General features: G+C 72.0%; 16 protein-coding genes. 5 read left to right on the top strand and 11 right to left on the bottom strand.

Features of this window, described 5'->3' with window-relative positions:
• Nucleotides 1-2: 2 nt before the first annotated feature.
• The 5 genes from rapZ to MTQ01_RS10685 form a co-directional block, all read right to left on the bottom strand.
• The gene (rapZ, locus tag MTQ01_RS10705; RefSeq protein WP_247488956.1) at nt 3-1,040 is read right to left on the bottom strand and encodes an RNase adapter RapZ; all 1,038 of its coding nucleotides are present in this window, start codon (nt 1,038-1,040) and stop codon (nt 3-5) included.
• 349 nt (nt 1,041-1,389) lie between these two features.
• Nucleotides 1,390-3,501, bottom strand: coding sequence for an excinuclease ABC subunit UvrC (uvrC, locus tag MTQ01_RS10700; RefSeq protein WP_247488954.1), 2,112 nt, complete (start codon nt 3,499-3,501; stop codon nt 1,390-1,392).
• A gap of 90 nt (nt 3,502-3,591) precedes the next feature.
• Complete coding sequence (locus MTQ01_RS10695) at nt 3,592-6,426, bottom strand: DEAD/DEAH box helicase family protein (RefSeq protein WP_247488951.1); 2,835 nt, start codon at nt 6,424-6,426, stop codon at nt 3,592-3,594.
• The gene (locus tag MTQ01_RS10690) at nt 6,410-7,066 is read right to left on the bottom strand and encodes an MBL fold metallo-hydrolase (RefSeq protein ID WP_247488948.1); all 657 of its coding nucleotides are present in this window, start codon (nt 7,064-7,066) and stop codon (nt 6,410-6,412) included. The genes MTQ01_RS10695 and MTQ01_RS10690 overlap by 17 nt, the downstream gene beginning before the upstream one ends.
• Before the next feature lie 40 nt (nt 7,067-7,106).
• Nucleotides 7,107-7,802 (bottom strand): maleylpyruvate isomerase family mycothiol-dependent enzyme, encoded by a 696-nt coding sequence (locus MTQ01_RS10685; RefSeq protein ID WP_247488946.1) that lies wholly within the window; start codon nt 7,800-7,802, stop codon nt 7,107-7,109.
• Nucleotides 7,803-8,108: 306 nt separating this feature from the next.
• On the opposite strand from MTQ01_RS10685, the gene uvrA reads away from it, so the two are divergent.
• Both uvrA and MTQ01_RS10675 read left to right on the top strand, forming a co-directional pair.
• Complete coding sequence (uvrA, locus tag MTQ01_RS10680) at nt 8,109-11,138, top strand: excinuclease ABC subunit UvrA (RefSeq protein ID WP_247488943.1); 3,030 nt, start codon at nt 8,109-8,111, stop codon at nt 11,136-11,138.
• Nucleotides 11,139-11,379: 241 nt separating this feature from the next.
• Nucleotides 11,380-11,814: a Rieske (2Fe-2S) protein gene (locus MTQ01_RS10675; protein ID WP_247488941.1), complete on the top strand. Its 435-nt coding sequence runs from the start codon at nt 11,380-11,382 to the stop codon at nt 11,812-11,814.
• A gap of 193 nt (nt 11,815-12,007) precedes the next feature.
• On the opposite strand, the gene MTQ01_RS10670 is transcribed toward MTQ01_RS10675, so the two are convergent.
• The 5 genes from MTQ01_RS10670 to uvrB form a co-directional block, all read right to left on the bottom strand.
• Nucleotides 12,008-12,955, bottom strand: coding sequence for a hypothetical protein (locus tag MTQ01_RS10670; RefSeq protein WP_374207685.1), 948 nt, complete (start codon nt 12,953-12,955; stop codon nt 12,008-12,010).
• Between the two features lie 612 nt (nt 12,956-13,567).
• Nucleotides 13,568-14,596 carry a TerC family protein gene (locus tag MTQ01_RS10665; protein WP_247488939.1) on the bottom strand — a complete coding sequence of 343 codons (1,029 nt, stop codon included), beginning with the start codon at nt 14,594-14,596 and terminating at the stop codon, nt 13,568-13,570.
• 257 nt (nt 14,597-14,853) lie between these two features.
• The gene (locus tag MTQ01_RS10660) at nt 14,854-16,791 is read right to left on the bottom strand and encodes a TerD family protein (protein WP_247488938.1); all 1,938 of its coding nucleotides are present in this window, start codon (nt 16,789-16,791) and stop codon (nt 14,854-14,856) included.
• Between the two features lie 382 nt (nt 16,792-17,173).
• On the bottom strand, nt 17,174-17,752 hold the full coding sequence (locus tag MTQ01_RS10655; RefSeq protein WP_247488936.1) for a TerD family protein: 579 nt from the start codon (nt 17,750-17,752) through the stop codon (nt 17,174-17,176).
• Between the two features lie 159 nt (nt 17,753-17,911).
• A complete protein-coding gene (gene uvrB, locus MTQ01_RS10650; RefSeq protein WP_247488934.1) occupies nt 17,912-20,056 on the bottom strand; it encodes an excinuclease ABC subunit UvrB in 2,145 nt (714 codons plus the stop codon).
• A 145-nt stretch (nt 20,057-20,201) separates the two neighbouring features.
• On the opposite strand from uvrB, the gene MTQ01_RS10645 reads away from it, so the two are divergent.
• The 3 genes from MTQ01_RS10645 to MTQ01_RS10635 all read left to right on the top strand — a co-directional run bounded on the left by MTQ01_RS10645 (nt 20,202) and on the right by MTQ01_RS10635 (nt 23,642).
• Entirely contained in the window at nt 20,202-21,290 is a 1,089-nt protein-coding gene (locus MTQ01_RS10645) for a glycerophosphodiester phosphodiesterase family protein (RefSeq protein WP_247488933.1), read from the top strand.
• Between the two features lie 85 nt (nt 21,291-21,375).
• Complete coding sequence (locus MTQ01_RS10640; protein ID WP_247488932.1) at nt 21,376-22,002, top strand: methylated-DNA--[protein]-cysteine S-methyltransferase; 627 nt, start codon at nt 21,376-21,378, stop codon at nt 22,000-22,002.
• Nucleotides 22,003-22,076: 74 nt separating this feature from the next.
• A complete protein-coding gene (locus MTQ01_RS10635) occupies nt 22,077-23,642 on the top strand; it encodes an MFS transporter (protein WP_247488931.1) in 1,566 nt (521 codons plus the stop codon).
• Here the strand turns inward: MTQ01_RS10635 and MTQ01_RS10630 are convergent.
• On the bottom strand, nt 23,630-24,346 hold the full coding sequence (locus tag MTQ01_RS10630) for a PIG-L deacetylase family protein (protein ID WP_247489215.1): 717 nt from the start codon (nt 24,344-24,346) through the stop codon (nt 23,630-23,632). The genes MTQ01_RS10635 and MTQ01_RS10630 overlap by 13 nt on opposite strands.
• Nucleotides 24,347-24,464 lie beyond the last annotated feature (118 nt).

Below are 24,464 nucleotides of genomic sequence, written 5' to 3'. Positions count from 1 at the left end.
ACTCATTCACGTCCCATGTCACGGTGCACGACGACGGTCTCCACTCCTTCTGCCGCCAGCCGCCGGCCCAGCCGCTCGGACATGGCGACGCTGCGGTGCTTGCCGCCGGTGCAGCCGACCGCGATCGTCACATAGCGCTTGCCCTCGCGTCGGTAGCCGGTGGCGATCAGATGCAGCAGCTCCGCGTACCGGTCCAGGAACTCCTTGGCGCCGGGCTGGTTGAAGACGTACGAGGAGACCTCCTCGCTGGTGCCGGTGTAGGGGCGCAGCTCGGGAACCCAGTGCGGGTTGGGCAGGAAGCGGCAGTCGACCACGTGGTCGGCGTCGACGGGCAGGCCGTACTTGTAGCCGAACGACATGACGGTGGCCCGCAGCTCCGGCTCCTCCTCGCCTGCGAACCGGGCGTCCATCTTGGCTCTGAGCTCGTGGACGTTGAGGCTGGAGGTGTCGATGACCAGGTCGGCGTCGCCGCGCAGCTCGCGCAGCAGATCCCGCTCGGCCTCGATGCCGTCGACGATCCGGCCGTCGCCCTGGAGCGGGTGCGGGCGGCGCACCGACTCGAAGCGGCGCACCAGGGCCTCGTCGGAGGCCTCCAGGAAAACGATCCGTCTGGTGACCTTCTGGGCCGCCAGGCCGTTCAGGGATTCGCGGAGGCTGTCGAAGAAGCCGCGCCCCCGGACGTCGACGACCACCGCGATCCGGGCGACGTTGCCCTGGGAGCGCGCGCCGAGGTCGACCATGGTGGGGATGAGCGCGGGCGGCAGGTTGTCGACGACGAACCAGCCGAGGTCCTCCAGACACTTGGCGGCGGTGCTGCGGCCGGCGCCGGACATGCCGGAGATGATCACGAGCTCGGGGATGGTGGCGCTGCCGTCGGGCCCGGCGGCAGCGGTGTCCGGAACGCCCGGACCTGTGGCCGGACCCGTGGCTGCGGGGCCCGTGGCGGTCGGGCGTGTCGGCCCCTCGGGGCGGGTGGAGTCGGCCTGCGACTGCGGGCCGGATTCGGACGGTTGTGTCGAGTGCTTGTCGTTGTTCGTCATCTCGTCCCCCGGAGCGTTGCTGTGCGCGTGGTGTGGGTGGTGTGAACGGTGTGGTGGATGGAGTCCGTCGAGCCTGCGCCGTCGCCGGCAGTGACGACAGCGGCGCTGCCAGCCGGTGGCCCGGTGTGGCGGCGGGTGACCCCGGTGGCGCGGACGTCGGTGCCGCCGGCACCGCATCCGGGCCGGCTGCCCCGACGAGTGTGCCGCCCGGACCCGGGCGGTGGAGCGGTCGGCCCCGGAGGCCGCCGGCGGACCGGCTCGGCCGCACCCGGGCCGTACGGTCGCCGCCTCATCGGCTTCCGCCCGCCCCTTCGCTTCTCGTCATGGTGTGCTTCTCGTCATCGTCGTCTCACTCATCATCGTCGATGATTTCGCCGGTCGCCGTGTTCACCGCGGGGGTGGTCGCGCGCTCGCCCGCCAGTGCGACCGCCACGGTCTCCGCCGTCTTGCGGCCGATGCCGGGAACCTCGCAGATCTCCTCGATCGTCGCCGCGCGCAGCCGCTTGACGGAGCCGAAGTGCTTGATCAGGGCCTGTTTGCGGGTCTGGCCGAGCCCCGCCACCGCGTCCAGCGGGCCCGCTCTCAGGGCGCCGGCGCGCTTGCTGCGCTGGTAGCGGATGGCGAAACGGTGCGCCTCGTCCCTGATGCGCTGGAGCAGGTACAGGCCCTCGCTGGTGCGCGGGAGCACCACCGGGTCGGTCTCCCCCGGCAGCCACACCTCCTCCAGCCGCTTGGCCAGGCCGCACACCGCGACATCGTCGATCCCCAGCTCGGTGAGCGCCGCCTGGGCGGCGGCGACCTGCGGCCTGCCGCCGTCGACCACCAGCAGCTGCGGCGGATAGGCGAACCGCTTGGGCCGCCCGTCGTCCTCGCGCGGCCCCCCGGCGACCGGATCGTCGGGGCCCGGACTCTCGGCGACCGGCACCGCGGTCTCCGGCGACAGGGCCTCGGAGCCCGCGCCCGCCCGCCCCGCGGCCGTCGCTGCCGCGGCCCCGCTGCCGGGCGCGGGGTCGGCCGACTCCTCGCCGGTGTCGGCGGGCTCCACCCACTCCCCGCTGCGCTGCTTCTCCCGCAGATAGCGGCGGAAGCGGCGCCCGACGACCTCGTTCATGGCGCGCACGTCGTCCTGGCCCTCGAAGGACTTGATCTGGAAGCGCCGGTACTCGCTCTTCCTGGGCAGCCCGTCCTCGAACACCACCATCGACGCCACCACGTCGTCCCCCTGGAGGTGGGAGACGTCGAAGCACTCGATGCGCAACGGGGCCGAGTCCAGATCGAGCGCCTCGGCGATCTCCTCCAACGCCTGGGACCTGGTCGTGAGGTCGGAGGCGCGCTTGGTCTTGTGCAGGGCCAGGGCCTGCTGGGCGTTGCGGTGGACGGTCTCCATCAGGGAGCGCTTGTCGCCGCGCTGCGGCACCCGCAGGTCGACCTGGGAACCGCGCAGCCCGCCGAGCCACTCCCCCACGGGCCGGGCCGGCTCCGGCAGGGCGGGCACCAGCACCTCCTTGGGAATGGCATCGCCGCGCTCCTCGCCGTACAGCTGCTGAAGGGCGTGCTCGACCAGATCGGCGGTGGACACGGCTTCGACCTTGTCGGTGACCCAGCCCCGCCGGCCGCGCACCCGGCCGCCCCGGACGTGGAAGATCTGCACCGCGGCCTCCAACTCGTCCTCGGCGAGGGCGATGAGGTCGGCATCGGTGGCGTCGGTGAGGACCACCGCGTTCTTCTCCATGGCGCGCCGCAGCGCACCCATGTCGTCCCGCAGCCGGCCGGCGCGCTCGTACTCCAGCTCCTCGGCCGCCTCCTGCATCTGCTCCTCCAGCCGCCGCAGGTACGCACCGGTGCGGCCGGCCATGAAGTCGCAGAAGTCCTCGGCGAGTTGGCGGTGCTCCTGCGGGCTGACGCGGCCCACGCAGGGGGCTGCGCACTTGCCGATGTAGCCGAGCAGGCAGGGTCTGCCGATCTGGGCCGAGCGTTTGAAGACCCCCGCGGAGCAGGTGCGCACCGGGAAGACCCGCAGCAGCAGGTCGACGGTCTCGCGGATCGCCCAGGCGTGGCCGTACGGGCCGAAGTAGCGCACGCCCTTGCGCTTGGAGCCGCGCATCACCTGGACGCGCGGAAACTCCTCGTTCATCGTGACGGCGAGGAAGGGATAGCTCTTGTCGTCCCGGTACTTGACGTTGAACCGGGGGTCGAACTCCTTGATCCAGCTGTACTCCAGCTGGAGCGCCTCCACCTCGGTCGACACTACCGTCCAGTCGACGGAGGCGGCGGTGGTGACCATGGTGCGGGTGCGGGGGTGCAGACCGGACAGATCCTGGAAGTACGACGACAGCCGCGGACGAAGGCTCTTGGCCTTGCCGACGTAGATCACCCGGTCGTGCGCGTCGCGGAACCGGTAGACCCCCGGCGAGGTGGGGATCTGCCCCTGCTCGGGGCGGTAGCTGGAGGGATCTGCCATGTCGGACAGCCTACGACCCGCCACCGACACCCGGGGCGGTGCTGTCCACCGGCCGCCGACCGCGCGGACAACGGGCGAAACGGGCTGCGGTCAGCTCCAGTTGACCCGCAGCGCGGTGGTCACGTCCAGTGGTGAACGGCCTCGCTGCGCCGCCAGCAGCCCGGCTCCCTCGGGGCTCTGGGTGTAGATCGGGTCGCCCGCGCTCACCCGGCTCCGCCAGGCCCCGGCCAGCGCGTCCACGGACCGCCTTCGGCGGCCGAGCACGGTGGGTACGGCGTGGTGGACGACGGCGTGCGGCGGCAGCTGCCGGCCGGCGGCCAGATCGTGGCGGTCCACCACATAGCGCGGCAGCAGGTAGCGCGGCGAGGTGAGCGGCGCGATCACTTCGTCGAAGGCGGTGGCGAAGAGCTCGGACTCCTCCAGTCCGACGCCCTCCAACTGCACCTGGTACGTGCCGTTCTCGTCCGGTTGTGCGGTGACCGCCTCGGCGCCCACCGGCAGCAGCCCGGCGTCCCGGAGCCCGTCGGCCAGGGCCCAGGCCAGCGCGCTGACGACCGGTTCCCGCGCGGCGGCACGCAGCAGCTGCGCACGGGCGCGGGCACGTCGGTGGGCGTGCGCCGCGCGGTGTGCCGCCCAGCCGGCGGGCGCCGCGAGCAGCGGCAGCAGCGGCGGGGCGAGACCGGCCAGCAGCGCGGCGCCGGCCGCCAGCACCGCACCGCCCGCTCCCGAGACCAGCGCCGGGCCGGGGGCGACCTCGCCCTCCGCGGGCACGGTGCCCCGGGCGGCCGGTACCGCGACGGGCGGGCGGGCGCGCAGCGTGCCGGTCGGCGGCGGCGCGGGCGCCGGCACGGAGCGCGAGCCGGGGCCGGGGGTGATGCGTACGGCGTGCCCGAGGCGGTCCTCGTACGGGGTGCCGATCCGCCACAACTCCCGTACCCGGTCGCGCTGTTCGGAGCGGCGGAGCATGGCGGCGTTGCGCGCGTCGAACTCGTGGTGCGGCGGGGGCGCGTACGGCGACAGGTCGGGGTGCACATGGGCGACGCCGGACATCACCGCACCGCTGTCGGTGACGCCCAGGTAGCCCTCGTGCTTGCGCACGAAGCGGTCCCAGTCGGTGGTGCCCCTCGGATGGCCGGGAGCGACGCAGACCACGGACCAGGTGGCGGCGGTCTTGGTGGGCCAGGCCGGGTCGAGCCGCAGGGCACGCCCGCGGGTCTGGACGACGGCGGTGGGGGTGGTGGCCTCGGTGAGGTCGACGAGGGTGTTGACGCCCTCGGCGTTCCAGCCCTCGCCGAGCAGCCCGCGGGTGCCGATCAGCGCGCGGCTGCCGCCCTGTTCGAAGAAGCGGGTGGCCAGCGCGACCCAGCGGCGGCTGGTCCAGGCCCCGCCGATCACCACGGCTCCCGGCAGCTCCTCCTCGGTCCCGGTCTCCAGTCGCAGCGAGGGACGGGCGCTTTTGCAGAAGTCGACGAAGCGATCGGCCGTGGTCGGATCGGCGGCCACCGTCGAACCGGTGACCAGCAGCGGGCACAGCGCGGCGGTGCGCGGATCGGCGATGAGCTCGGTCAGCACCAGTCGCGCCGAGCCGGCCTGCGCGTCCAGCACCCCGGCGAGACCGCTGGGCAGGGTGGCCCGGGCCCGTTCGTGGTCGCAGACGACGACCGCGCGCAACCGGCTGCCGAGCGAGGCGAGTTCGGCGGCGAGGATCTCCCGCACGGCGGCGGTTTTGGCGGCGCTGCGGGCCACCACCCGGTCGAGGGGCGAGCGGCCGGCCCGTACGCCCTGTTTGGTCAGCTGGTAGCCGATCGAGGGCAGGGCCGACCGGATCTCCTCCTCCGCCCGCAGATCCTCCGCGGTGCCGCCGCGGCGCAGACAGCCGCGCACCCAGTCGTCGAGCAGCCGCACCCAGTCGGCGGCGCCGGGCGGATGGCGGTGCGCCTCGAGCAGCCGCGCGCCCTCGGGCAGCGCGAGCAGACCGTGGTGGTGGAACCGCAGGGCGGCGTCGGCCAGTTCGGGGTGGTCGGCGGCGAAGCGGTGCCAGGGGACGGCGGGCCCCTCCTGCTCACTCGGACCGGCGTGGGTGCGCGAACGCCGTACGATCCGCTCGTCGAGCCAGTGCAGGAACGGCACCGGCGCGAACGAGGGCTCCAGCAGCCGCGTGGTGAGCCGGGTGAAGCGCTCGGCCTCCTCGCTCAGCCAGTCCGACTCCTGGCCGGTGGGGGTGGTGAGCCAGGCCAGCTCGGCGTACGGCGCCAACTGGCCCTCGCGCACCGCGGCGGGGATCGAGGGGCCCCGTACGGCGGGGCCGAAGAGCTCGCCGACCAGGGCGGCCTGCGCGGCGGTCATCCGCTCCGGCGGCGTGGCGGTCAGCCCCACGACGTGCGCCCGGGGCAGCTCGCGCAGCAGCTCGGCCAGCAACTCGCCCCAGGTGTCGAGCAGATGGTGGCACTCGTCGAGCAGCAGGGTGACCTCGCCCGCGCCGCGCAGCGCGGCGACCAGTGCCCTGCCCTGGGGACGCAGACGGTGCAGGTGGGAGCCCGCGGTGGCGCCCTCCTCGTCGATCTCCGCCTCGGGGTCGAAGCTCGCGAGCGCCTGGTAGGTGAGCACCGTGAGCGGCGCCGCGAGGTCCCTGTCGGTGCCCGCGGGCTCCGGTTGCGGCCGGAACCGGTCCCACTCGGCCACCCACTGGCCCTGTATCGCGGTGTTGGGCCCGAGCACGACGGTTCTGCGGCCGAGTCTGCGGGCCGCTTCGAGGCCGGTGAGGGTCTTGCCGAGACCGGGGGGCAGCACCAGCCAAGCGCGGCGCTGCCCCCCGGCGAACACCTCCGTCAGCCGATCGAGCGCCTCCTGCTGGTGGCGGCGGAGCGCGACGGGCGGACGTGTCCGGGCGAACGTCTCTACCGCCGCGTCACCAGCCGCGCTCACGCCACTCGGCGAGGTGCGGGCGCTCGGCGCCCAGGGTGGTGTCGTCGCCGTGGCCCGGGTAGACCCAGGTCTCGTCCGGCAGTTCGGCGAAGAGCTTGTTCTCCACGTCGTCCAGGAGGGAGACGAACTTCGCCGGGTCGTCGTGGGTGTTGCCGATGCCTCCGGGGAAGAGGCAGTCGCCGGTGAAGACGTGCGGGTGGCCCTGCGGGTCGTCGTAGACGAGCGCGATGGAGCCGGGGGTGTGGCCGACCAGGTGGCGGGCGGTCAGCGTGCACTCGCCGACGGAGATGCGGTCGCCGTCGTCGACCGGGGTGTCGGTCGCGACGGGGATGCCGTCCACGTCCTCCCGGCCGGCGAGGGTGCGGGCGCCGGTGGCGTCGACGACCTCGGCGAGCGCCTGCCAGTGGTCGCCGTGCTGGTGGGTGGTGACGACCGAGCGCACCCCGTCGTCGCCGATCAGGGTGAGCAGCGTCTGCGCCTCGTTCGCGGCGTCGATCAGCAACTGCTCTCCGGTGCGCCGACAGCGCAGCAGGTAGGCGTTGTTGTTCATGGGGCCGACGGCGACCTTGGAGATCATCAGGTCGGAGAGCTCATGGACTTCGGCAGGTCCGCCGACTTCCACCTTTCCGAGATAGGGCATGAGAGCAGTCCTTTCCGTGCCTGGAGGGTGGCTCAGTGTGTCAGAGGGCGGGGAGCGTCGGCAGCGGCGCACTCGCCGTCAGGCCGCTGCCGGTGCTGCGGCCGGCGAGCCAGCCGACGAGGGCCCCGGGCCCGCCCACCACGACCTGCCGGTCGCCGTCGGGGGCGGGCAGGGCGCCGGTGGTCCAGCTCCTGCCGTCCTCGGCGCGCAGCTCCAGCGCGGGTACGTCGCTGCGACCGCTGAAGCGCTTGGCCAGATAGCCCACGGCGCGGTCGGTGAAGGCGCCGGGGAGCTCGTCGAGCGTGTAGTCGACGCCGAGGTCGACGTGGTGCAGCTCCACCTCGACGAGTCGGCGGAAGGGGATGCTGTCCGCGGTGTCGGTGACGCCGTTGCGCAGTGCGACGGTCTCCCGCCACTGCGCGTCGGTCAGGCCGGCCATGACCTCCGCCAGCCCGGCCGCGGTGGTGCGCACGTCCTCGTACTGCTCGGCCAGGGGCCGGGCGGCGCCGGCCTCGATGTCGGCCTCCCGCGCCTGGGCGTTCTCGTACATCGGGCGCCCCTGCAGGACGTTGACCAGGGCGTCGGCGTTGCGGGCGAGGTGGGTGAGCACGTGCCCCCTGGTCCAGCCCGGCAGCAGCGAGGGTTCCGCCACTGCGGGGCTGCCCTCGCGGACCGCGTCCAGCAGCCGCTCGGTGGCGGCCTGGAGGACCTCTGTGTCGTACGCAGGCGTTGTCATGATCCAACGCTATCCCCGTGTTGTCAGCGCCACACGTTCGGGTGAAGTGTGGCCTTCGGAGGCTAAATCGAATGTACGTGCTATACGCTCGTGCCCAGCACCCCTCCGGAAGCACGTCCACCCCGTCCCGCCCGCGCCGACGCACGGCCGGCCGCCGGGCCAGGGCCGCCACCGGGATCCGCGCGCCGGGCAGGTCCGGCCGGGATGACGCATCCGGAGCGGCGCACCCATACCCTTGGCAGGGGCGGAGCCGTACGGACCAACCGGGACGGCAGCCCCTCCTCCACACGAAAGGTGCCTTCCGGCGTGGCCGACCGTCTGATCGTCCGTGGCGCTCGCGAGCACAATCTTCGGAATGTCTCGATCGATCTCCCGCGTGACTCCCTCATCGTCTTCACCGGGCTCTCGGGATCGGGGAAGTCCTCGCTCGCCTTCGACACGATCTTCGCCGAGGGCCAGCGGCGCTACGTCGAGTCCCTGTCCTCGTACGCGCGGCAGTTCCTCGGGCAGATGGACAAGCCCGACGTCGACTTCATCGAGGGCCTCTCCCCCGCCGTCTCGATCGACCAGAAGTCCACCTCGCGCAACCCGCGCTCCACGGTCGGCACCATCACGGAGGTGTACGACTACCTGCGGCTGCTCTTCGCCCGCATCGGCAGTCCGCACTGCCCCGAGTGCGGCAGGCCGATCTCCCGGCAGTCGCCGCAGGCGATCGTCGACAAGGTGCTCGGGCTGGAGGAGGGCAGCCGCTTCCAGGTGCTGTCGCCGCTGGTGCGCGAGCGCAAGGGGGAGTTCGTCGACCTCTTCGCCGATCTGCAGTCCAAGGGCTACAGCCGCGCCCGGGTCGACGGGGCGACGGTCCAGCTCTCGGACCCGCCGAAGCTGAAGAAGCAGGAGAAGCACACCATCGAGGTGGTGGTCGACCGCCTGACCGTCAAGGACAGCGCCAAGCGCCGTCTGACCGACTCGGTGGAGACCGCGCTCGGCCTCTCCGGCGGCATGGTCATCCTCGACTTCGTCGACCTCGAGGCGGACGACCCGCAGCGCGAGCGGATGTACTCCGAGCACCTGTACTGCCCCTACGACGACCTCTCCTTCGAGGAGTTGGAGCCGCGCTCGTTCTCCTTCAACTCCCCCTTCGGCGCCTGCCCGGACTGCACCGGCATCGGCACCCGGATGGAGGTCGACCCCGAGCTGATCGTCCCCGACGAGGAGAAGTCGCTCGACGAGGGCGCGATCCATCCCTGGTCGCACGGCCACAGCAAGGAGTACTTCGGCCGGCTGATCGGCGCGCTCGCCGACGCGCTCGGCTTCCGCACCGACATCCCCTGGGGCGGCCTGCCGCAGCGCGCCCGCAAGGCGCTGCTGCACGGCCACCGCACCCAGATCCAGGTGAGCTACCGCAACCGCTACGGCCGCGAGCGCGCGTACACCACCGCCTTCGAGGGGGCGGTGCCCTTCGTGCGCCGCCGCCACTCCGAGGCGGAGAGCGATTCGAGCCGGGAGCGCTTCGAGGGCTACATGCGCGAGGTGCCCTGCCCGACCTGCGAGGGGACCCGGCTCAAGCCGATCGTGCTCGCGGTGACGGTCCAGGGGAAGTCGATCGCCGACGTGTCGTCGATGTCGATCAGCGAATGCGCCGACTTCCTGCGGGAGATGGTCCTCGACGCACGGCAGAAGAAGATCGCCGAGCGTGTGCTCAAGGAGGTCAACGAGCGCCTGCGCTTCCTGGTCGACGTCGGGCTCGACTACCTCTCGCTGCACCGCGCGGCCGGCACCCTCTCCGGCGGCGAGGCGCAGCGCATCCGGCTGGCCACCCAGATCGGTTCCGGCCTGGTCGGCGTGCTCTACGTGCTCGACGAGCCCTCCATCGGCCTGCACCAGCGCGACAACCACCGACTGATCGAGACCCTGGTGCGGCTGCGCGACCTGGGGAACACGCTGATCGTCGTCGAGCACGACGAGGACACCATCAAGGCCTCCGACTGGGTCGTGGACATCGGGCCCGGAGCGGGCGAGCACGGCGGACGGGTCGTCCACAGCGGCTCGTTCAAGGAGCTGCTGTCCAACGAGCAGTCCATGACCGGTCAGTACCTCGCGGGCCGCAAGTCGATCCCGATGCCCGCCGAGCGGCGGGAGATCGACCGCGGCCGGCTCCTCACGGTGCACGGCGCCCGCGAGAACAACCTGCGCAACATCACCGTGGAGTTCCCGCTCGGGGTGCTCACCGCCGTCACGGGCGTGTCCGGCTCCGGCAAGTCGACGCTGGTCAACGACATCCTGTACACGCATCTGGCGCGCGAGCTGAACGGCGCCAAGTCGGTGCCGGGGCGGCACACCAGGGTCACCGGGGACGACGCCGTCGACAAGGTCGTGCACGTCGACCAGTCGCCCATCGGTCGCACCCCGCGCTCCAACCCGGCGACGTACACCGGCGTCTTCGACCACGTCCGGCGGTTGTTCGCCGAGACGATGGAGGCCAAGGTCCGCGGTTATCTGCCCGGCCGCTTCTCCTTCAACGTCAAGGGCGGGCGCTGCGAGAACTGCTCGGGCGACGGCACCATCAAGATCGAGATGAACTTCCTGCCGGACGTCTACGTGCCCTGCGAGGTCTGCCACGGCGCCCGGTACAACCGCGAGACGCTGGAAGTCCACTACAAGGGCAAGAACATCGCCGAAGTCCTGGACATGCCGATCGAGCAGGCGCTGGACTTCTTCGAGGCGGTGCCCGCCATCGCGCGCCATCTGCGGACACTGCACGAGGTGGGTCTGGGATACGTGCGCCTCGGCCAGTCGGCCCCCACGCTCTCCGGAGGCGAGGCGCAGCGCGTCAAGCTCGCCTCCGAGCTGCAGCGTCGCTCCAGCGGGAACACCGTGTACGTCCTGGACGAGCCCACCACCGGGCTGCACTTCGAGGACATCCGCAAGCTGCTGGGCGTCCTCGACGGCCTGGTGAGCAAGGGGAACTCGGTCATCGTGATCGAGCACAACCTCGACGTCATCAAGACCGCCGACTGGGTCGTCGACATGGGCCCCGAGGGCGGCTCCGGCGGCGGTCTGGTGATCGCCGAGGGCACCCCGGAGGAGGTCGCCTCGGTGCCGGCGAGCCACACCGGCAAGTTCCTGCGGGAGCTGCTGGGCGAGCGGGTGAGCGACGCCTCGCCCTCGGCCTCGCGCGGGCGGGGCTCCGCCCGTGCGAAGAGCGGCGGGAGCCGGAGCACGGCGGCGAAGAGCGGCGGGAGCAAGGCAGTTGCGGCGAAGAGCGGGGCCGCGAAGAGCACCGCTGCGAAGAGCACTACTGCGAAGAGCGCCTCTTCCAGGAGATCGACCTCGTAGGCGCTCGGCTCGCTCGCGGAGCCGGCGCTCGTGGCTTCGGAGCGGGCTCGGTGTCGCGGGGCCGGGCTCGGTGTCGCGGCTCGTGGGCCTCTGCTGGTGGGCCTCGGCGCACCGTCTGGGGCCGCGCGCGGCCCGGCGGGTCACGGCCCGTTGGGGCGGGAGGAGCTCACCGTTGTCGGAGCCCGTGTACGGGCGGAAGGCGGCGGTGGGGCGTCGGCGGGTGCCCCGTACGCTTGCATGCGTGCACGACGACGAACGCTCCCCCTCCCGCCGTTCCCTGCTCTGCGGCGCGGCCGCCGCCGGCGCCGCCGGGCTCGGCCTGACCGCCTGCTCGGGTGCCGGCGAAGAGTGGCCCAAGAGCCCCGCCGCGGAGTCGGAGGCCGTCGGCCTCGGCTCGGCGGACAGCGTCCCGGTGGGCGGGGCCCGGCTCTATCGCGACGACCGCCTGCTGATCTCCCAGCCCGAGCAGGGCAAGTACCGCGCCTTCAGCGCCGTGTGCACGCACGGCGGCTGTGTGCTGAGCTCGGTGGAGAAGCTGGAGGCCGACTGCGCCTGCCACGGCAGCAGGTTCGACGCGGGCACCGGGAAGGTGCTCCGGTCGCCCGCGACGACCGATCTGCCCGAGTACCCGGTGCGGTTGAAGGACGGCAGCCTCGTGGTGGGCCCGGCGGACTGACCGCGCGCCCACGCGCCCACCGCCCTCGGCCCGTGCCGCAAGGGGCCGTTCCGAGTCCGGACTCCATCGGGCTTCCGGCCAGAGGCGGAGACGGCAGCCGCAGGGAAGCAGTGCTGCGCGGCGCCCGGTGGTGAACCGGAGCGGCCCGGGCCGGTGAGCTTCGCGGCGCGGCCCGGGCTGCGGCGCAGCCGGATCAGGGCCACTCCCAGTCGATGCCCAACTGGCCGCTCTCCACCTGCTGTTCGGCCAGGTGGACCGTCGGGTAGCGGCCGCTGAGCAGCAGTTCGGTTCGCCCGATGTCCGGGCCGCCGACGGTTCTGCGGGCGAAACGGTGGCAGCGTGCGGGCAGTTCGGCCGGGTCGAAGCCGACCTGGAGGACGTACTGGCCGCCGGAGTAGCTGAACCCGCGGATGTACTCGCGGCTCTCGCCGGCGGTGCCGTCCTCGAAGCGGTAGCTGATCAGACGGGTCTCTCCCGCCCGCAACCGGACGTCGAACAGCAGCTCCGCCACCACGATGCCGGTGCCGACGTCGCTGCGCACGTATCCGGCCCGACAGTTCTCGGTCTCCCGGACGCGTACGCGATCCACCTCGCAGCCCGGATCGCCCACGTAGATCGCCAGATAGCGGTCGACGCCGTCGCGGTGCGCCCGCAGCAGATGCTGCGACTGTCGGCCGAGCAGTTCGCGCCGGGCGCCGACGGTGATCCGGTCGATCTGGCAGACCGTGTGCACACCGGCCTCCGCGGACGAACCGAGGTCCGCCAGCATTTCGTTGAGCGGTTCCGGCCTCTCCATCAGTGCGCGGTACGGGCGGGCCGCCGGCGTCCCGTCGTTCCGGTCGGCCTGCAACAGCGCCACCAGGGAGCCCGGCGGCACCTCCAGCACCTCCTCGAGAGCCGGCAGTGCGCGCAACGACTCGGCGCGGGCGGGACGCCGAAGACCCTGCTGCCAGTAGCTGAGCGTCGTGACCCCGATCCGTACGCCGCGTTGGCCGAGCCGATGCCGCAGTCGGCTCAGCGCCAGCCCACGGACGGCGATGGCGGTGCGCAGCGCTTCGTGGAACGGTCCGGTGCGCAGCGCCGCGACCAACTCCGGGGGAAGCGTACTCGGGGGCCGTTCCGGTCCGCTGTGAATGTTCACCTTCTCCGCCCTGGATCGCTGCTCCGCCGCTGGACGGGCGGGGACGCCGTTCACTTCGCCGGCCGACTGTTCACTTCGACGTTCCGAGAGGCATTCAAGCCGGTTGACCGGTGCTCAACAACTGCGGATTCTGTACCGCGAGGCGGACGCGCTCCCACCCCAGAGCGCAGCCCCGGCCCCGAACGCCCGTCCCACAGCCGGCCGTTCGCCGGGCGCACGTGCGCGACCCCGTGGCAGCAGGCACCGCGGAGGTCCGCCCGTCCGCACAGGTCCGTACGGCTTCGCGCCGCGACGGGCCGGGCGCCCTCACCGGCGCCTCGACTCCGGCCGCGGGCGCCGCACTCGGCGTCCGGCGCCCGCGGCCGGGACAGACCCGACGCCGGAGTCCTGCCGTCACGGACAACCACCGCGGGCCCGGACCGAACGGCCCGCACGCCCCGCCCCAACCGCCCCAACCGGGCAACCGGGCAACCGGCCCCGAAACGGGCGTGGTGGCCCGCCCGGCTCCCGAAGGAGCGGGCGGGCCACCACGAGCCGCCCAACGACGTACGGCAGACCGCCGACGTCCCACAGACCAGGACCGTCAGCGCCGAGCCGACATGAAGTGCGGGATCACGAGGGGAGGCTCTCGTGCTGGCGGTCCTGCCCACCGTTGTCCCCGTCGTCCCCACTGCTCTTCTTCGCGGCCTCGGCCTCGGCCTGCTTCTTGCTGGCCCACAGGCTCGTCGCGGTGGTGACCACCAGGACGCCGCCGATCACGGCGAGGGAGACCGGAATGCTGATGACCGGCACGTGCACGCCGGTCTCGTGCAGCGCGTGCAGCACGAGCTTGACGCCGATGAAGCCGAGGATGATCGAGAGCCCGTAGGCGAGGTGGACGAGCTTCTTCAGCAGGCCGCCGATGAGGAAGTAGAGCTGGCGCAGACCCATCAGGGCGAAGGCGTTGGCGGTGAAGACGATGTACGGGTCCTGGGTCAGGCCGAAGATCGCCGGAATCGAGTCGAGGGCGAAGAGCACGTCGGTGCTGCCGATGGCCAGCATGACGATCAGCATCGGCGTGATCAGTCGCTTGCCGTTCTCCACGACGACGAGCTTGGTGCCCCGGTAGTCGTCGGTGGAGGGGAAGCGGCGCTCCACCAGCTTCAGGAAGCGGTTCTCCTCGTACTCCTCGTCCTCCTCGCCGGCCCGCGCCTCCTTGATCAGCTTCCATGCGGTCCAGATGAGGAAGGCACCGAAGATGAAGAAGACCCAGGAGAAGGTCGAGACGATCGCGGCGCCCATGGCGATGAAGACCGCACGCAGCACGAGGGCGATCAGGACACCGACCATCAGCACACGCTGCTGGTAGATCGAGGGGACCGCGAACTTCGTCATGATCAGGACGAAGACGAAGAGGTTGTCGACACTCAGCGACTTCTCGGTCACATAACCGGCGAAGAACTCGCCCGAGGCCTGGGCGTTGCCGAACACGAAGAGCCCGACGCCGAAGGCGACTGCGAGCAGGATCCAGACCACCGTCCAGGTGCCGGCTTCCTTGAGGGACACCTCGTGGGGTTTGCGGCCGCCGATGAAGAAATCGACGGCGATAAGGGCGCACAGACCAAAGATCGTCAGCGCCCACACGGCCATGGACACGTCCACAGAAAACACTCCTCCGGCATCATCAGCCGGAGGTCTCTTCCACCCGGCTGCACCAACTGGCTACCGGGCCGACTCCCCGGGGCCGGGTGGCCGACCCGTACTGACGAGGACGCCGCTCGAGGGGAATACTCCCCTCCGCTGCGGCCAAGCATAGGCGAGGAAAGCACCGGCCCGGCAGTGCTCTGCGCCACACTTCGATCCCGTCGGCGGCGCCGGGTCGCGGTGGGGACAGGGGCGCCGACGGGATCGGAAGTTCGTCAGCGGCCGTATCGCCTCCTGGCCTCCGCGACGCTGTTGAGCACCTGCGGCAGGATCTGGCTGTTCGCCGGGACCAAAGGGGGCTCGTACGTCCACTGGTGGCCGACCCACGGATCGATCAGATGATCGTCGGGGACCGGTGTCACCCGCAGCAGCGCCCGCCAGAGCGGGTCGAGCAGCGGTCCGTACGCGCTGGCCTCCTCGCGGTCGGCGACCAGCAGCAGATGGACACCCACCGCCGGCCCCTCGTCCGCGAGATAGCGCAGCTGGGTGATCGCACGGTCGTCGAAACCGTGCGGGAAGTCGTGGACGATCAGCAGCTGTTCGGCGGTGTCGAGGTCGGGCGGCAACGAGTCGAGGGCGCGGCTGCGGACCGCCATCTGTACGAGGTCGACCCGCTTGGTCAGCCCGGCCAGCGTCTCCCCGACCCCTCCGGCGCCGGAGGCGGGCGGCTGCTTCAGCACCCCGCTGGTCGTCAGCGGGGCGAGCGTGGCGGCGTTGCTGCCGGCGGCGTCGATCACCTGGACCGAGAACTCCCCCGCCGGGTAGACGGCGAGCAGTCGGCCCGCCAGAGCGGTGGCCAACTCGCCCGCACGGCGGCGCAGTTCGTCGGAGTCCAGCTCCGCGCTCGCTCGGCCGGTGTGGCCGGAGTCGATCCACAGGCCGCGCTCCAGCGGCAGCCTGGTCAGCATCGGCACCCTCAGATCGGTGCGCTCGGGCAGACTGAGATCACCGAGCCGCAGCGCCATCGGGATCTCCATGGGGACCTGGTAGGCGTGCCACACCGGATTGTCCCAGCGGGCGAACTCCGGTGGCAGCGCGGGCTCGACGACCCGCGACTCCTCGACCAACTGGGCGAGGTCGCGGTCCAGCACTTCGCGGGCGCGGTTGAGCAGATCGGTGTGCTTGGCACGGGCCGCCTCCCGCGCGGCCTCCGCGGCGGGCCCCGAACGGGTGGCGGGATCGCTGAGGACCTTGTCCAACTCCTGCTCCATGCGAGAGTCGGCGAAGTCGACCGCGCTGCGGTGGGCGGCGGTGGTCCTCGCCAAGTCCTCGAACATGCCCCACACCTGGTTGTACAGGCGCTCGTTCATCGACCAGCCGGCGGCGTCGCCGGCCACCGGCTGGGCGGGACGACCGGGTTCGGGTGCGGGGGCGGTGGGCGGCGGAGGCGGTGGGGCTGTCGCCCGGCGGCCGGGGTGCTGGTAGTTGACGCCGCCGTGCGGCGTGGACGCTGCGGGACCTGGGCCCGGCGCGCCGGACTGCGAACCGGCGGTGCCGGGCTGCGGGTGGCCCGTCCCGTCCGGGCCCAGGGCGCCGTTGCTCGCAGGCTCGCCCCCGACCGGCGCGGTCTGCCGCGGCGGCGGAGCAGGAACGGAACGGGCCATCGCGCCGGCGATGGCAGCGTGGATCCCGCTCGCCAACTCCGCGCTCTCCGGCAGCCCCTGGTCGTGCAGCAACGCAGCCAGCCCCTCGGCGTACCCCTGGCCGACCGCGCGCACCTTCCAGCTCTCGCCGCGCCGGTAGAGCTCGACGGCGATCACCGCGGACTCGCTGCCGAGCCCGATGATGGTGTAGCTGGCCAGCTCCGCGCCCTCCAGGCTCGTCACCGCGAGGAACGGCGCGGCCAGCGAGGCGAACGAGAGCGGCCCGCCGACCCCTTGGGGCAGTGCGAGCAACACCCTGACCTGTACGGCGTCCTCCGGCAGCGCTTCGAGATCGACGGCGAGGCGGTGGTTGACGGCGGCCTGCCGCGGCACTTCGAGACCCGGCAGCTGAGGGGCCCCGGGGTGCGCGATCCAGTCGGTGCCGCGGGTGCTGCCGGTGCTGTCGACGAGGACGGCACCGGCGAGCACCGGCTCCCCGGCGGAGACGCGGATCTCCAGCCGGGCGTCCGGCAGCACGTGGTTCTGGCCCCTGACCAGCTCGGCCGTCATCGTGGCGCCCTCTCGTCGTCTCAGTCGCTCGGTGGTGCTCGGGTCGTGGTGCTCGTGGTCTCGGTGGTGCTCGAGCGGTGGTGCTCGGGTCGTGGTGCGGCTCGCGGGCGCCGGGCGCCGGGCCCGCCGACTCTCGGCGAGGAGATCTGCCAGGCGCTGCGCGGCGGCTCGGATCGGCTCGGCTCGACGAGCTGCCGGACGGAGCCGCCCGGCGGACGGTTGCGAAGCCGGGCCCGGGCCGCGCGGGCTCCCGCGCGGCCCGGAGGTGGAACAGCTGTGTGGCCCGGAGCTGTTCCACCGGGCCACACAAGATGCGGTGCGCTCGTCGCAGTGCGCCGAGGCAGTGCGCCGAGGCAGTGCGCCGAACGCGGCGCGCCGAGGCTCAGAGGTGCGGCAGGATCGCCGGCATCAGGTCCTGGAAGGTACGGCCGTTGGCCGGCTCACCGAGTGCCTTCATCGACCAACCGCTGCCCTCGCGCTGGACCTTGGCCATGATCTGCGCGGTGTAGGGACCGCCGCCGGCGAGGGTGTAGCGCGCCAGCTCCTGGCCGTTGGTCTCGTCCACCAGCCGGCAGAAGGCGTTCTCCACCTCGGTGAAGGTCTGCCCGGTGAAGGAGTTCACGGTGAAGACGATCTGGTCGACGTGGACCGGCACCCGCTGGAGGTCGACGAGGATTGCCTCGTCGTCGCCGCCCTGACCGGCGCCGCCGACCAGGTTGTCCCCGGTGTGGGTCACCGAACCGTCGTCGCTCGTCAGGTGACGGAAGAACACCACGTCGACCGGCTGCTTGTCGGCGACGAGCACCGCCGAGGCGTCCAGGTCGATCTCCTTGGTGCGCTTGCCGAACAGACCGCGCCGCGGCGCCGCCTGCCAACCGAGGCCCATACGAACGGCGGTGAGCGTGCCACCGTCGGACTTCTGAAGACTGATCGCCTGCCCCTTGGACAAGTTGACCGTCACGTGAGTACCCCTCTCGACTTCCCACACGGCCGTCCTCTCCGACGGCCGTGACAAAACCCTACGCACTTCGACGTAGCCGCCCCACCGGGTCCCCGGTTTTGTGGCGCTCCTGCAACACAGCGGGAGGTGTGCGCCGCAACTCGACGCACACCGGCCCGACTAGGAGATTCCCGCCTCCCGCATCTGCCGCAACTCCTTCTTCAACTCGCTCACTTCGTCCCGCAGCCGGGCCGCGACCTCGAACTGGAGGTCTGCGGCGGCGGCACGCATGCGCTCGGTCATCTCCTCGATGAGCGCGGCGAGCTCGGCCGCGGGCTCGGAACCGCTGATCCTGCCCTGCGACTTCCCGGCCCCCGAGCCCGATACCGCCTTCTTGCGCCCCGCGCCCCCGAGGTCGGGCACCGGCGCCTTGGGAGTGCGCCCCTCCTTCGGCTTGCGGTAGCCGCTGCCCAGGAGCTGCTCGGTGTCGACCTCCTCGCGCGCGATGCGGTCGACGATGTCGCCGATCTTCTTCCGCAGCGGCTGCGGGTCGACGCCGTTCGCCTCGTTGTAGGCGATCTGCTTGGCACGGCGGCGGTTCGTCTCGTCGATGGCCCGCTCCATGGCGGGCGTGACCTTGTCCGCGTACATGTGCACCTGGCCGGAGACGTTCCGGGCGGCACGGCCGATGGTCTGGATCAGCGAGGTGCCCGAACGCAGGAACCCCTCCTTGTCCGCGTCCAGGATCGCGACCAGCGATACCTCGGGGAGGTCGAGGCCCTCGCGCAGCAGGTTGATGCCGACCAGCACGTCGAACTCGCCGGCCCGCAGCTCCCGCAGCAGCTCCACCCGCCGAAGGGTGTCGACGTCGCTGTGCAGGTACTGCACCCGGATGCCGAGCTCCAGGAAGTAGCCGGTGAGATCCTCCGCCATCTTCTTGGTGAGGGTGGTGACCAGGATGCGCTCGTCCCGCTCCGTACGGGTCCGGATCTCGTGCACCAGATCGTCGATCTGGCCCTCCGTCGACTTCACGACGACCTCGGGGTCGACCAGCCCGGTCGGCCTGATGATCTGCTCCACGTGGCCGTCGGCGCGGGAGAGCTCGTAGTTGCCCGGGGTCGCCGACAGATAGACCGTCTGACCGATGCGCTTCTGGAACTCCTCCCACTTCAGCGGTCTGTTGTCCATCGCGGACGGGAGTCGGAACCCGTGCTCGACCAGGGTGCGCTTGCGGGAGGCGTCGCCCTCGAACATCGCGCCGATCTGCGGCACCGTCACATGCGACTCGTCGATGACCAGGAGGAAGTCCTCGGGGAAGTAGTCCAGGAGGGTGTGCGGCGGGGAGCCCGGCTCGCGGCCGTCGATGTGCAGGGAGTAGTTCTCGATGCCGGAGCAGGTGCCGATCTGCTGCATCATCTCCAGGTCGTAGGTGGTGCGCATGCGCAGCCGCTGCGCTTCCAGGAGCTTGCCCTGCTTCTCCATGCGCGCCAGGGTCTCCTGCAGCTCCGCCTCGATGCCGGCGACGGCCCGGTGCATGCGCTCCTCGCCGGCGACGTAGTGGGTGGCCGGGAAGATGTGGACCGCCTGGTCCTCGTCCAGCACCTCGCCGGTGAGCGGGTGCAGGGTGGACAGGCTCTCGATCTCGTCGCCGAACATCTCGATCCGGACGGCCAGCTCCTCGTAGACCGGGATGACCTCGATGGTGTCGCCGCGCACCCGGAAGGTGCCGCGGGTGAAGGAGGCGTCGTTCCTCGCGTACTGGATCTCCACCAGGCGGCGCAGCAACTGGTCCCGGTCGATCTCCTGGCCGACCTCCAGCGAGACCATCCGGTCGACGTACTCCTGCGGGGTGCCAAGGCCGTAGATGCAGGACACCGAGGCGACCACGACGACGTCCCGGCGGGTCAGCAGCGAGTTCGTCGCGCTGTGCCGCAGCCGCTCGACCTCCTCGTTGATCGAGGAGTCCTTCTCGATGTACGTGTCGGACTGAGGGACGTATGCCTCGGGCTGGTAGTAGTCGTAATACGAGACGAAATACTCCACCGCGTTGTTCGGCAGGAGCTCCCGGAACTCATTGGCCAGCTGGGCCGCCAAGGTCTTGTTCGGCGCCATCACCAGCGTCGGACGCTGAAGTTTCTCGATCATCCACGCGGTCGTCGCCGACTTTCCGGTGCCGGTGGCGCCGAGCAGCACCACGTCCCTCTCACCGGCCTCCACCCGCTGCGCCAACTCGGCGATAGCGGTGGGCTGGTCGCCACTGGGTCGAAAGGGGCTGACGACCTCGAAAGGCGCCACCTTGCGTGTGATCTCGGAAACGGGCCGCATGTTCTCCACCGTACGGCGCACCACTGACAATGTTCAGCCGACGGCCATCGGCCCCCAACCCGGCGCCCACGCTCCCGTCGCCACCGACGGTGAGTCTCGTCTCGTCCAGTGCAGCGCAACGCACCAGCAGACGTGAGGAGTATTCGTGTCCCGTCGCCCCGCAGTCCTGACCGGCTCGCTTCTGGGTGTCCTCGCACTCGGGCTCACCGCGGCCCCGGCTCAGGCCGCGCCTCTCGGTGAGCTCCCCTCCCCCCACCGGCACACCGACGACCGGACCGCTGGAGGAGAGGGGCCGCGGCCCGTCTCCGATCTGCTCGACGACCGGGCGCCCGCCGGCGCTCCCCGCGTCGTGGCACACCGGGGAGCCTCCGCCTACGCCCCGGAGAACACCCTCGCAGGCGCGGACAAGGCCAGGGACCTGGACATCGAGTGGGTGGAGAACGACGTCCAGCGCACCAAGGACGGCGAGCTCGTCGTCATGCACGACGAGACGCTGGAGCGCACCACCAACGTCGAGGAGGTCTTCCCCGACCGCGCGCCCTGGAAGGTCGGCGACTTCACCGCGCAGGAGCTGGGCCAGCTGGACGCGGGCGGCTGGTTCGCCCGCGAGTACTCCGGCGAGCGCATCCCGACCCTGGTGGAGTTCCTCGACCGGATCGTCGAGAACGACCAGAAGCTGCTGCTCGAACTGAAGAAGCCCGAGCTCTACCCGGGCATCGAGGAGGAGGTCGTCGAGGAGCTGCGCACGGAGGGCTGGCTGCGGGCGGGCAAGCGCCAGGACCTGGTGGTGCAGAGCTTCGACGCGGACGCGGTGCGCACCGTCCACGAACTGGCCCCCCGGGTGACCACCGGCTTCCTCGGCAAGCCCGCGGTGTCGCAGCTGGGCTCCTACGCCGAGTTCACCGACCAGATCAACCCCCGGTACACCGAGGTGGACGAGGAGTACGTCCGGGCCGTCAAGCGGCTGCGCGGCGCGCAGGGCAAGCAGCTGGAGGTCTACACCTGGACCGTCGACGACGGTCCGACCGCCGCGAAGCTCGCCGGGATGGGGGTGGACGGCGTGATCTCCAACCGTCCGGACGTCGTCCGCGACGCCATGGCCGCCGCCGGTGACACCGCACCGAGCACGGACGCCGGCGACACGGACCGGGCCGCGGACGACTCCGTCGAGACGGACGACGGCACCGGGCCGGTCGGCGACGGCTCCGGCGACGGGCAGCACGTACGGGGCTGATCGGCGCCGTTCACGAACGACGGTCCGCCGCCGGTGAGGGGTCGCCGGCGGCGGACTGTCAGTGCCCGGCTCTAGGGTCTGACCCATGCCGGAGAATCCGACGGCGAGGTTCTGGTGGGCGGTCAGGGATTCCCCGATCGGCCCGCTGCTCCTCGCCGCGACCACCACGGGCCTCGTCACCGTGGCCTTCCACGCCGACGAGCCGACTGTCTCGCGCACCCTGCGCCGGCTCGCGGAGCGGCTCGGCGCGCAGCCCGTCGCCCTGCCCGAGCTCTCTGCCGAGCCGGGCACCAGAACCGTCGGCGAGCCGGGCGGCGGGGCGGCAGCCACGGGCGGCGGGGCCGCAGTCGAGGTGCTGATACGCACCTCGGAAGAGTTGGACTCCTACTTCGCGGGCACGCTGCGGGAGTTCTCCGTGCCGCTGGACTGGTCGCTGCTGTCCGCCTTCCACAGCCGGGTGCTGAGCACCCTGGCGCGCACCGTCTCGTACGGGCGGGTCACCGGGTACCAGGATCTGGCGCGCGCCGTCGGCGAGCCGGGGGCGGCACGGGCAGTGGGCGTGGCGATGGGAGCCAATCCGCTTCCGGTGGTGGTGCCGTGCCACCGCGTGGTCGAGAGCGACGGAGGCATCGGCGGCTTCAGCGGGGGTCTGGAGACCAAGCGGAGCCTGCTGGCGCTGGAGGGCGTTCTGCCGCCGCCGCTCTTCGGCTGACAGCTCGGCCCTGGGTGCGGCGCCCTCGCGGGACAGTGGTGTGCTTCGTCGACGGTGCTGACACAATGCGCCGGATGACCACGCCTCCGTCCGCCTCGCCCTCTCCGGACTCCCCTGCCCCCAGGCCGGGTCCGCCCTCGGCACCACCGTCGGCGTCGTCCACCAGGGCGTCCGCGAGGACGGCCGCGAATGCGTCGGTGGAGGCGTCCGGGCGGACGACCCGGGGCGCGGCAGCTCCGGGCGACATCGACCTCGCTGCCGTGCGCCGCCGCACCCAGATGGTGCTGGTGATCAGCCAGATCCTCGGCGGGCTGGGTGTCGCGGTCTCCCTCGCGCTGGCCGCGGTGCTCGCCGAGGAGATCAGTGGCTCCCGGGCGCTCGCGGGCCTCGCGACCACTTCCTCGGTGCTCGGTACGGCGGTGCTGTCGCTGCCGCTGGCCTCGCTGATGGCGGCTCGCGGCAGACGCCCCGGCCTGACTCTGGCCTACGCCATCGGTGCGGTGGGAGGTGGGGTGGTGGTGCTCGCTGCCGTGGTGGAGAGCTTCCCGCTGCTCCTGCTGGGCATGGCGGCGTTCGGGGCGGGCTCCTCGGCCAACCTCCAGGCCCGTTTCAGCGCGGCCGACCTGGCTGCCCCCGACCAGCGCGGCCGGGCCATCGCGATGGTGGTGTGGGCAACGACCATCGGCGCGGTCACCGGCCCGAACATCGCCGGTCCGGCCGGGCGCAGCGTGAGCGGGCTGGGTATACCGGAGGCGGCGGGGCCGTTCGCCTGGGGCGCGGCGATATTCGTCGTCGCGGCGCTGGTCGTCTGGTCGCTGCTGCGGCCGGACCCACTGCTCACCGCGCAGCGCCTGGCCGGCCACGGGGCAGACGGGGCGCGACCGAAGGGCGGGCGCTCGCTGCGCGCCGCGGTGGCGGCGGTACGTGCCTCGCCGCGTGCGCGGTTGGCGTTCGTCACCATCACGGGTGCGCACACGGCGATGGTCTCGGTGATGGTGATGACCCCGGTCGACCTCACCCACCACGGGGCCGACATCGAGCTGGTGGGCCTCGTGCTCAGCGGTCACATCGCCGGGATGTACGCCTTCTCCCCCGTGATGGGCCGTCTCGCGGACGCGGTCGGCAGGATCTCGGTGATCGGCCTCGGGGTGGCGCTGCTGGCGTGCGCCACTCTGCTCGCCGGCACGTCCGGCGGCAGCCATGCGCAGAGCGCGGCGGGACTGTTCCTCCTCGGCCTCGGCTGGTCGGCCGGGCTGGTGGCGGGGTCCGCGCTGCTGACGGACAGCGTGCCCGCACAGCTGCGCCCCAGTGTGCAGGGACTGTCCGATCTGTCGATGAACGCCTGCGCCGGGCTGGGCGGGGCGGCGTCCGGGCTGGTGGTGGCGGGCGCGGGGTACGGCCTGCTCAACGCGCTCGCCGCAGCGCTCCTGCTCCCGGTCGCCGCGCTGGCCCTGCTCGGCCGTGGCCCCGGCGGCCCCGTCGACCCCGGCGACCGGGACACGACCACCGGCCCCGACACCACCAGCGGTCCCGACACCACCACCGGCCCGGACGACCGCAGCGGGCCGGACACCACCACCGGTTCGGACGGCGGCAGCGCGGGCGGCACCAACGGCGTCGGCGGTCGTCAGCGCTCGTAGAGGCGGAAGCCCAGTGCCTTGCCGCCGTCACCGAGCGCTGCCGTTCCCGCGAGCACCTCGGCCATGAACTCCCTCGCGTAGACGAGCGGTTCGCGGTCGCTGAGGGCGCTCAGATAGGCGCGGTGTTCGGCGAGCGAGACACCCGCCCGTTCGACGTCGTGGTCGGTGATCTCCTGGAGGTGGGTGGTCGCGGGGTCCCCCGCGGTGGCCACCCAGCGCACACCGTCCCAGGGTCGTACGCCCTCCTGCGTGAGCTGCTCGGTGAAGATCCACCGGTTGCCCGCGTCCATCGCCGCGTCCAGGGTGGCGCGGCCGGTGGCCCGGTGGTCGGCGGAGTTCCAGTGGACGCCGTCCCAGGTGTCGGAGGCGTTGAGGGTGAGCAGCAGCTCGGGCCGGTGGCGCCGGATCGCCCCCGCGATGTCCCGCCGCAGCGCCACGCCCTCCTCGATGACGCCGTCCCGGTGGTCCAGGAACTCGACGGTCTCCACCCCGACCACGGCGGCGCTCGCCCGCTGTTCGTCGACCCGCACACGGGCGGCCTCGGCCGGGTCCATGGTGTCGATGCCCGCTTCGCCCCTGGTGACGAGCAGATAGGCGACGTCCTTGCCCTCGTCGGTCCAGTGCGCCACCGCGGCCGCGGCTCCGTACTCCAGATCGTCCGGGTGGGCCACGACGGCGAGGGCCCGCTGCCAGTCGGTGGGCATGGCCGGGAGTCGTTCCGCCACGGGTGCCTCCTTGGGTTGGGGCCCGGCCGCGCCGGGCGCTGCTACGGATGGTGGCACGGCAGGGTGGTCCCGGTCGCGCACAACCGCCCCTCCGCCG

Origin of the sequence: Streptomyces sp. XM4193 (genome assembly GCF_023072595.1) — a bacterium.
Lineage (GTDB): Bacteria > Actinomycetota > Actinomycetes > Streptomycetales > Streptomycetaceae > Streptomyces.
This window is presented reverse-complemented; position numbering and strand designations above follow the sequence as displayed.

Excerpts from the sequence above, each read along its gene's own strand:
- MTQ01_RS10630 (WP_247489215.1), bottom strand. The coding sequence starts at position 24,346 with ATGCCCACCGACTGGCAGCGGGCCCTCGCCGTCGTGGCCCACCCGGAC.
- MTQ01_RS10635 (WP_247488931.1), top strand. The coding sequence starts at position 22,077 with ATGACCACGCCTCCGTCCGCCTCGCCCTCTCCGGACTCCCCTGCCCCC.
- rapZ (WP_247488956.1), bottom strand. The coding sequence starts at position 1,040 with ATGACGAACAACGACAAGCACTCGACACAACCGTCCGAATCCGGCCCG.
- MTQ01_RS10690 (WP_247488948.1), bottom strand. The coding sequence starts at position 7,066 with ATGCCCTATCTCGGAAAGGTGGAAGTCGGCGGACCTGCCGAAGTCCAT.
- MTQ01_RS10660 (WP_247488938.1), bottom strand. The coding sequence starts at position 16,791 with ATGACGGCCGAGCTGGTCAGGGGCCAGAACCACGTGCTGCCGGACGCC.
- MTQ01_RS10685 (WP_247488946.1), bottom strand. The coding sequence starts at position 7,802 with ATGACAACGCCTGCGTACGACACAGAGGTCCTCCAGGCCGCCACCGAG.
- uvrC (WP_247488954.1), bottom strand. The coding sequence starts at position 3,501 with ATGGCAGATCCCTCCAGCTACCGCCCCGAGCAGGGGCAGATCCCCACC.
- uvrB (WP_247488934.1), bottom strand. The coding sequence starts at position 20,056 with ATGCGGCCCGTTTCCGAGATCACACGCAAGGTGGCGCCTTTCGAGGTC.
- MTQ01_RS10640 (WP_247488932.1), top strand. The coding sequence starts at position 21,376 with ATGCCGGAGAATCCGACGGCGAGGTTCTGGTGGGCGGTCAGGGATTCC.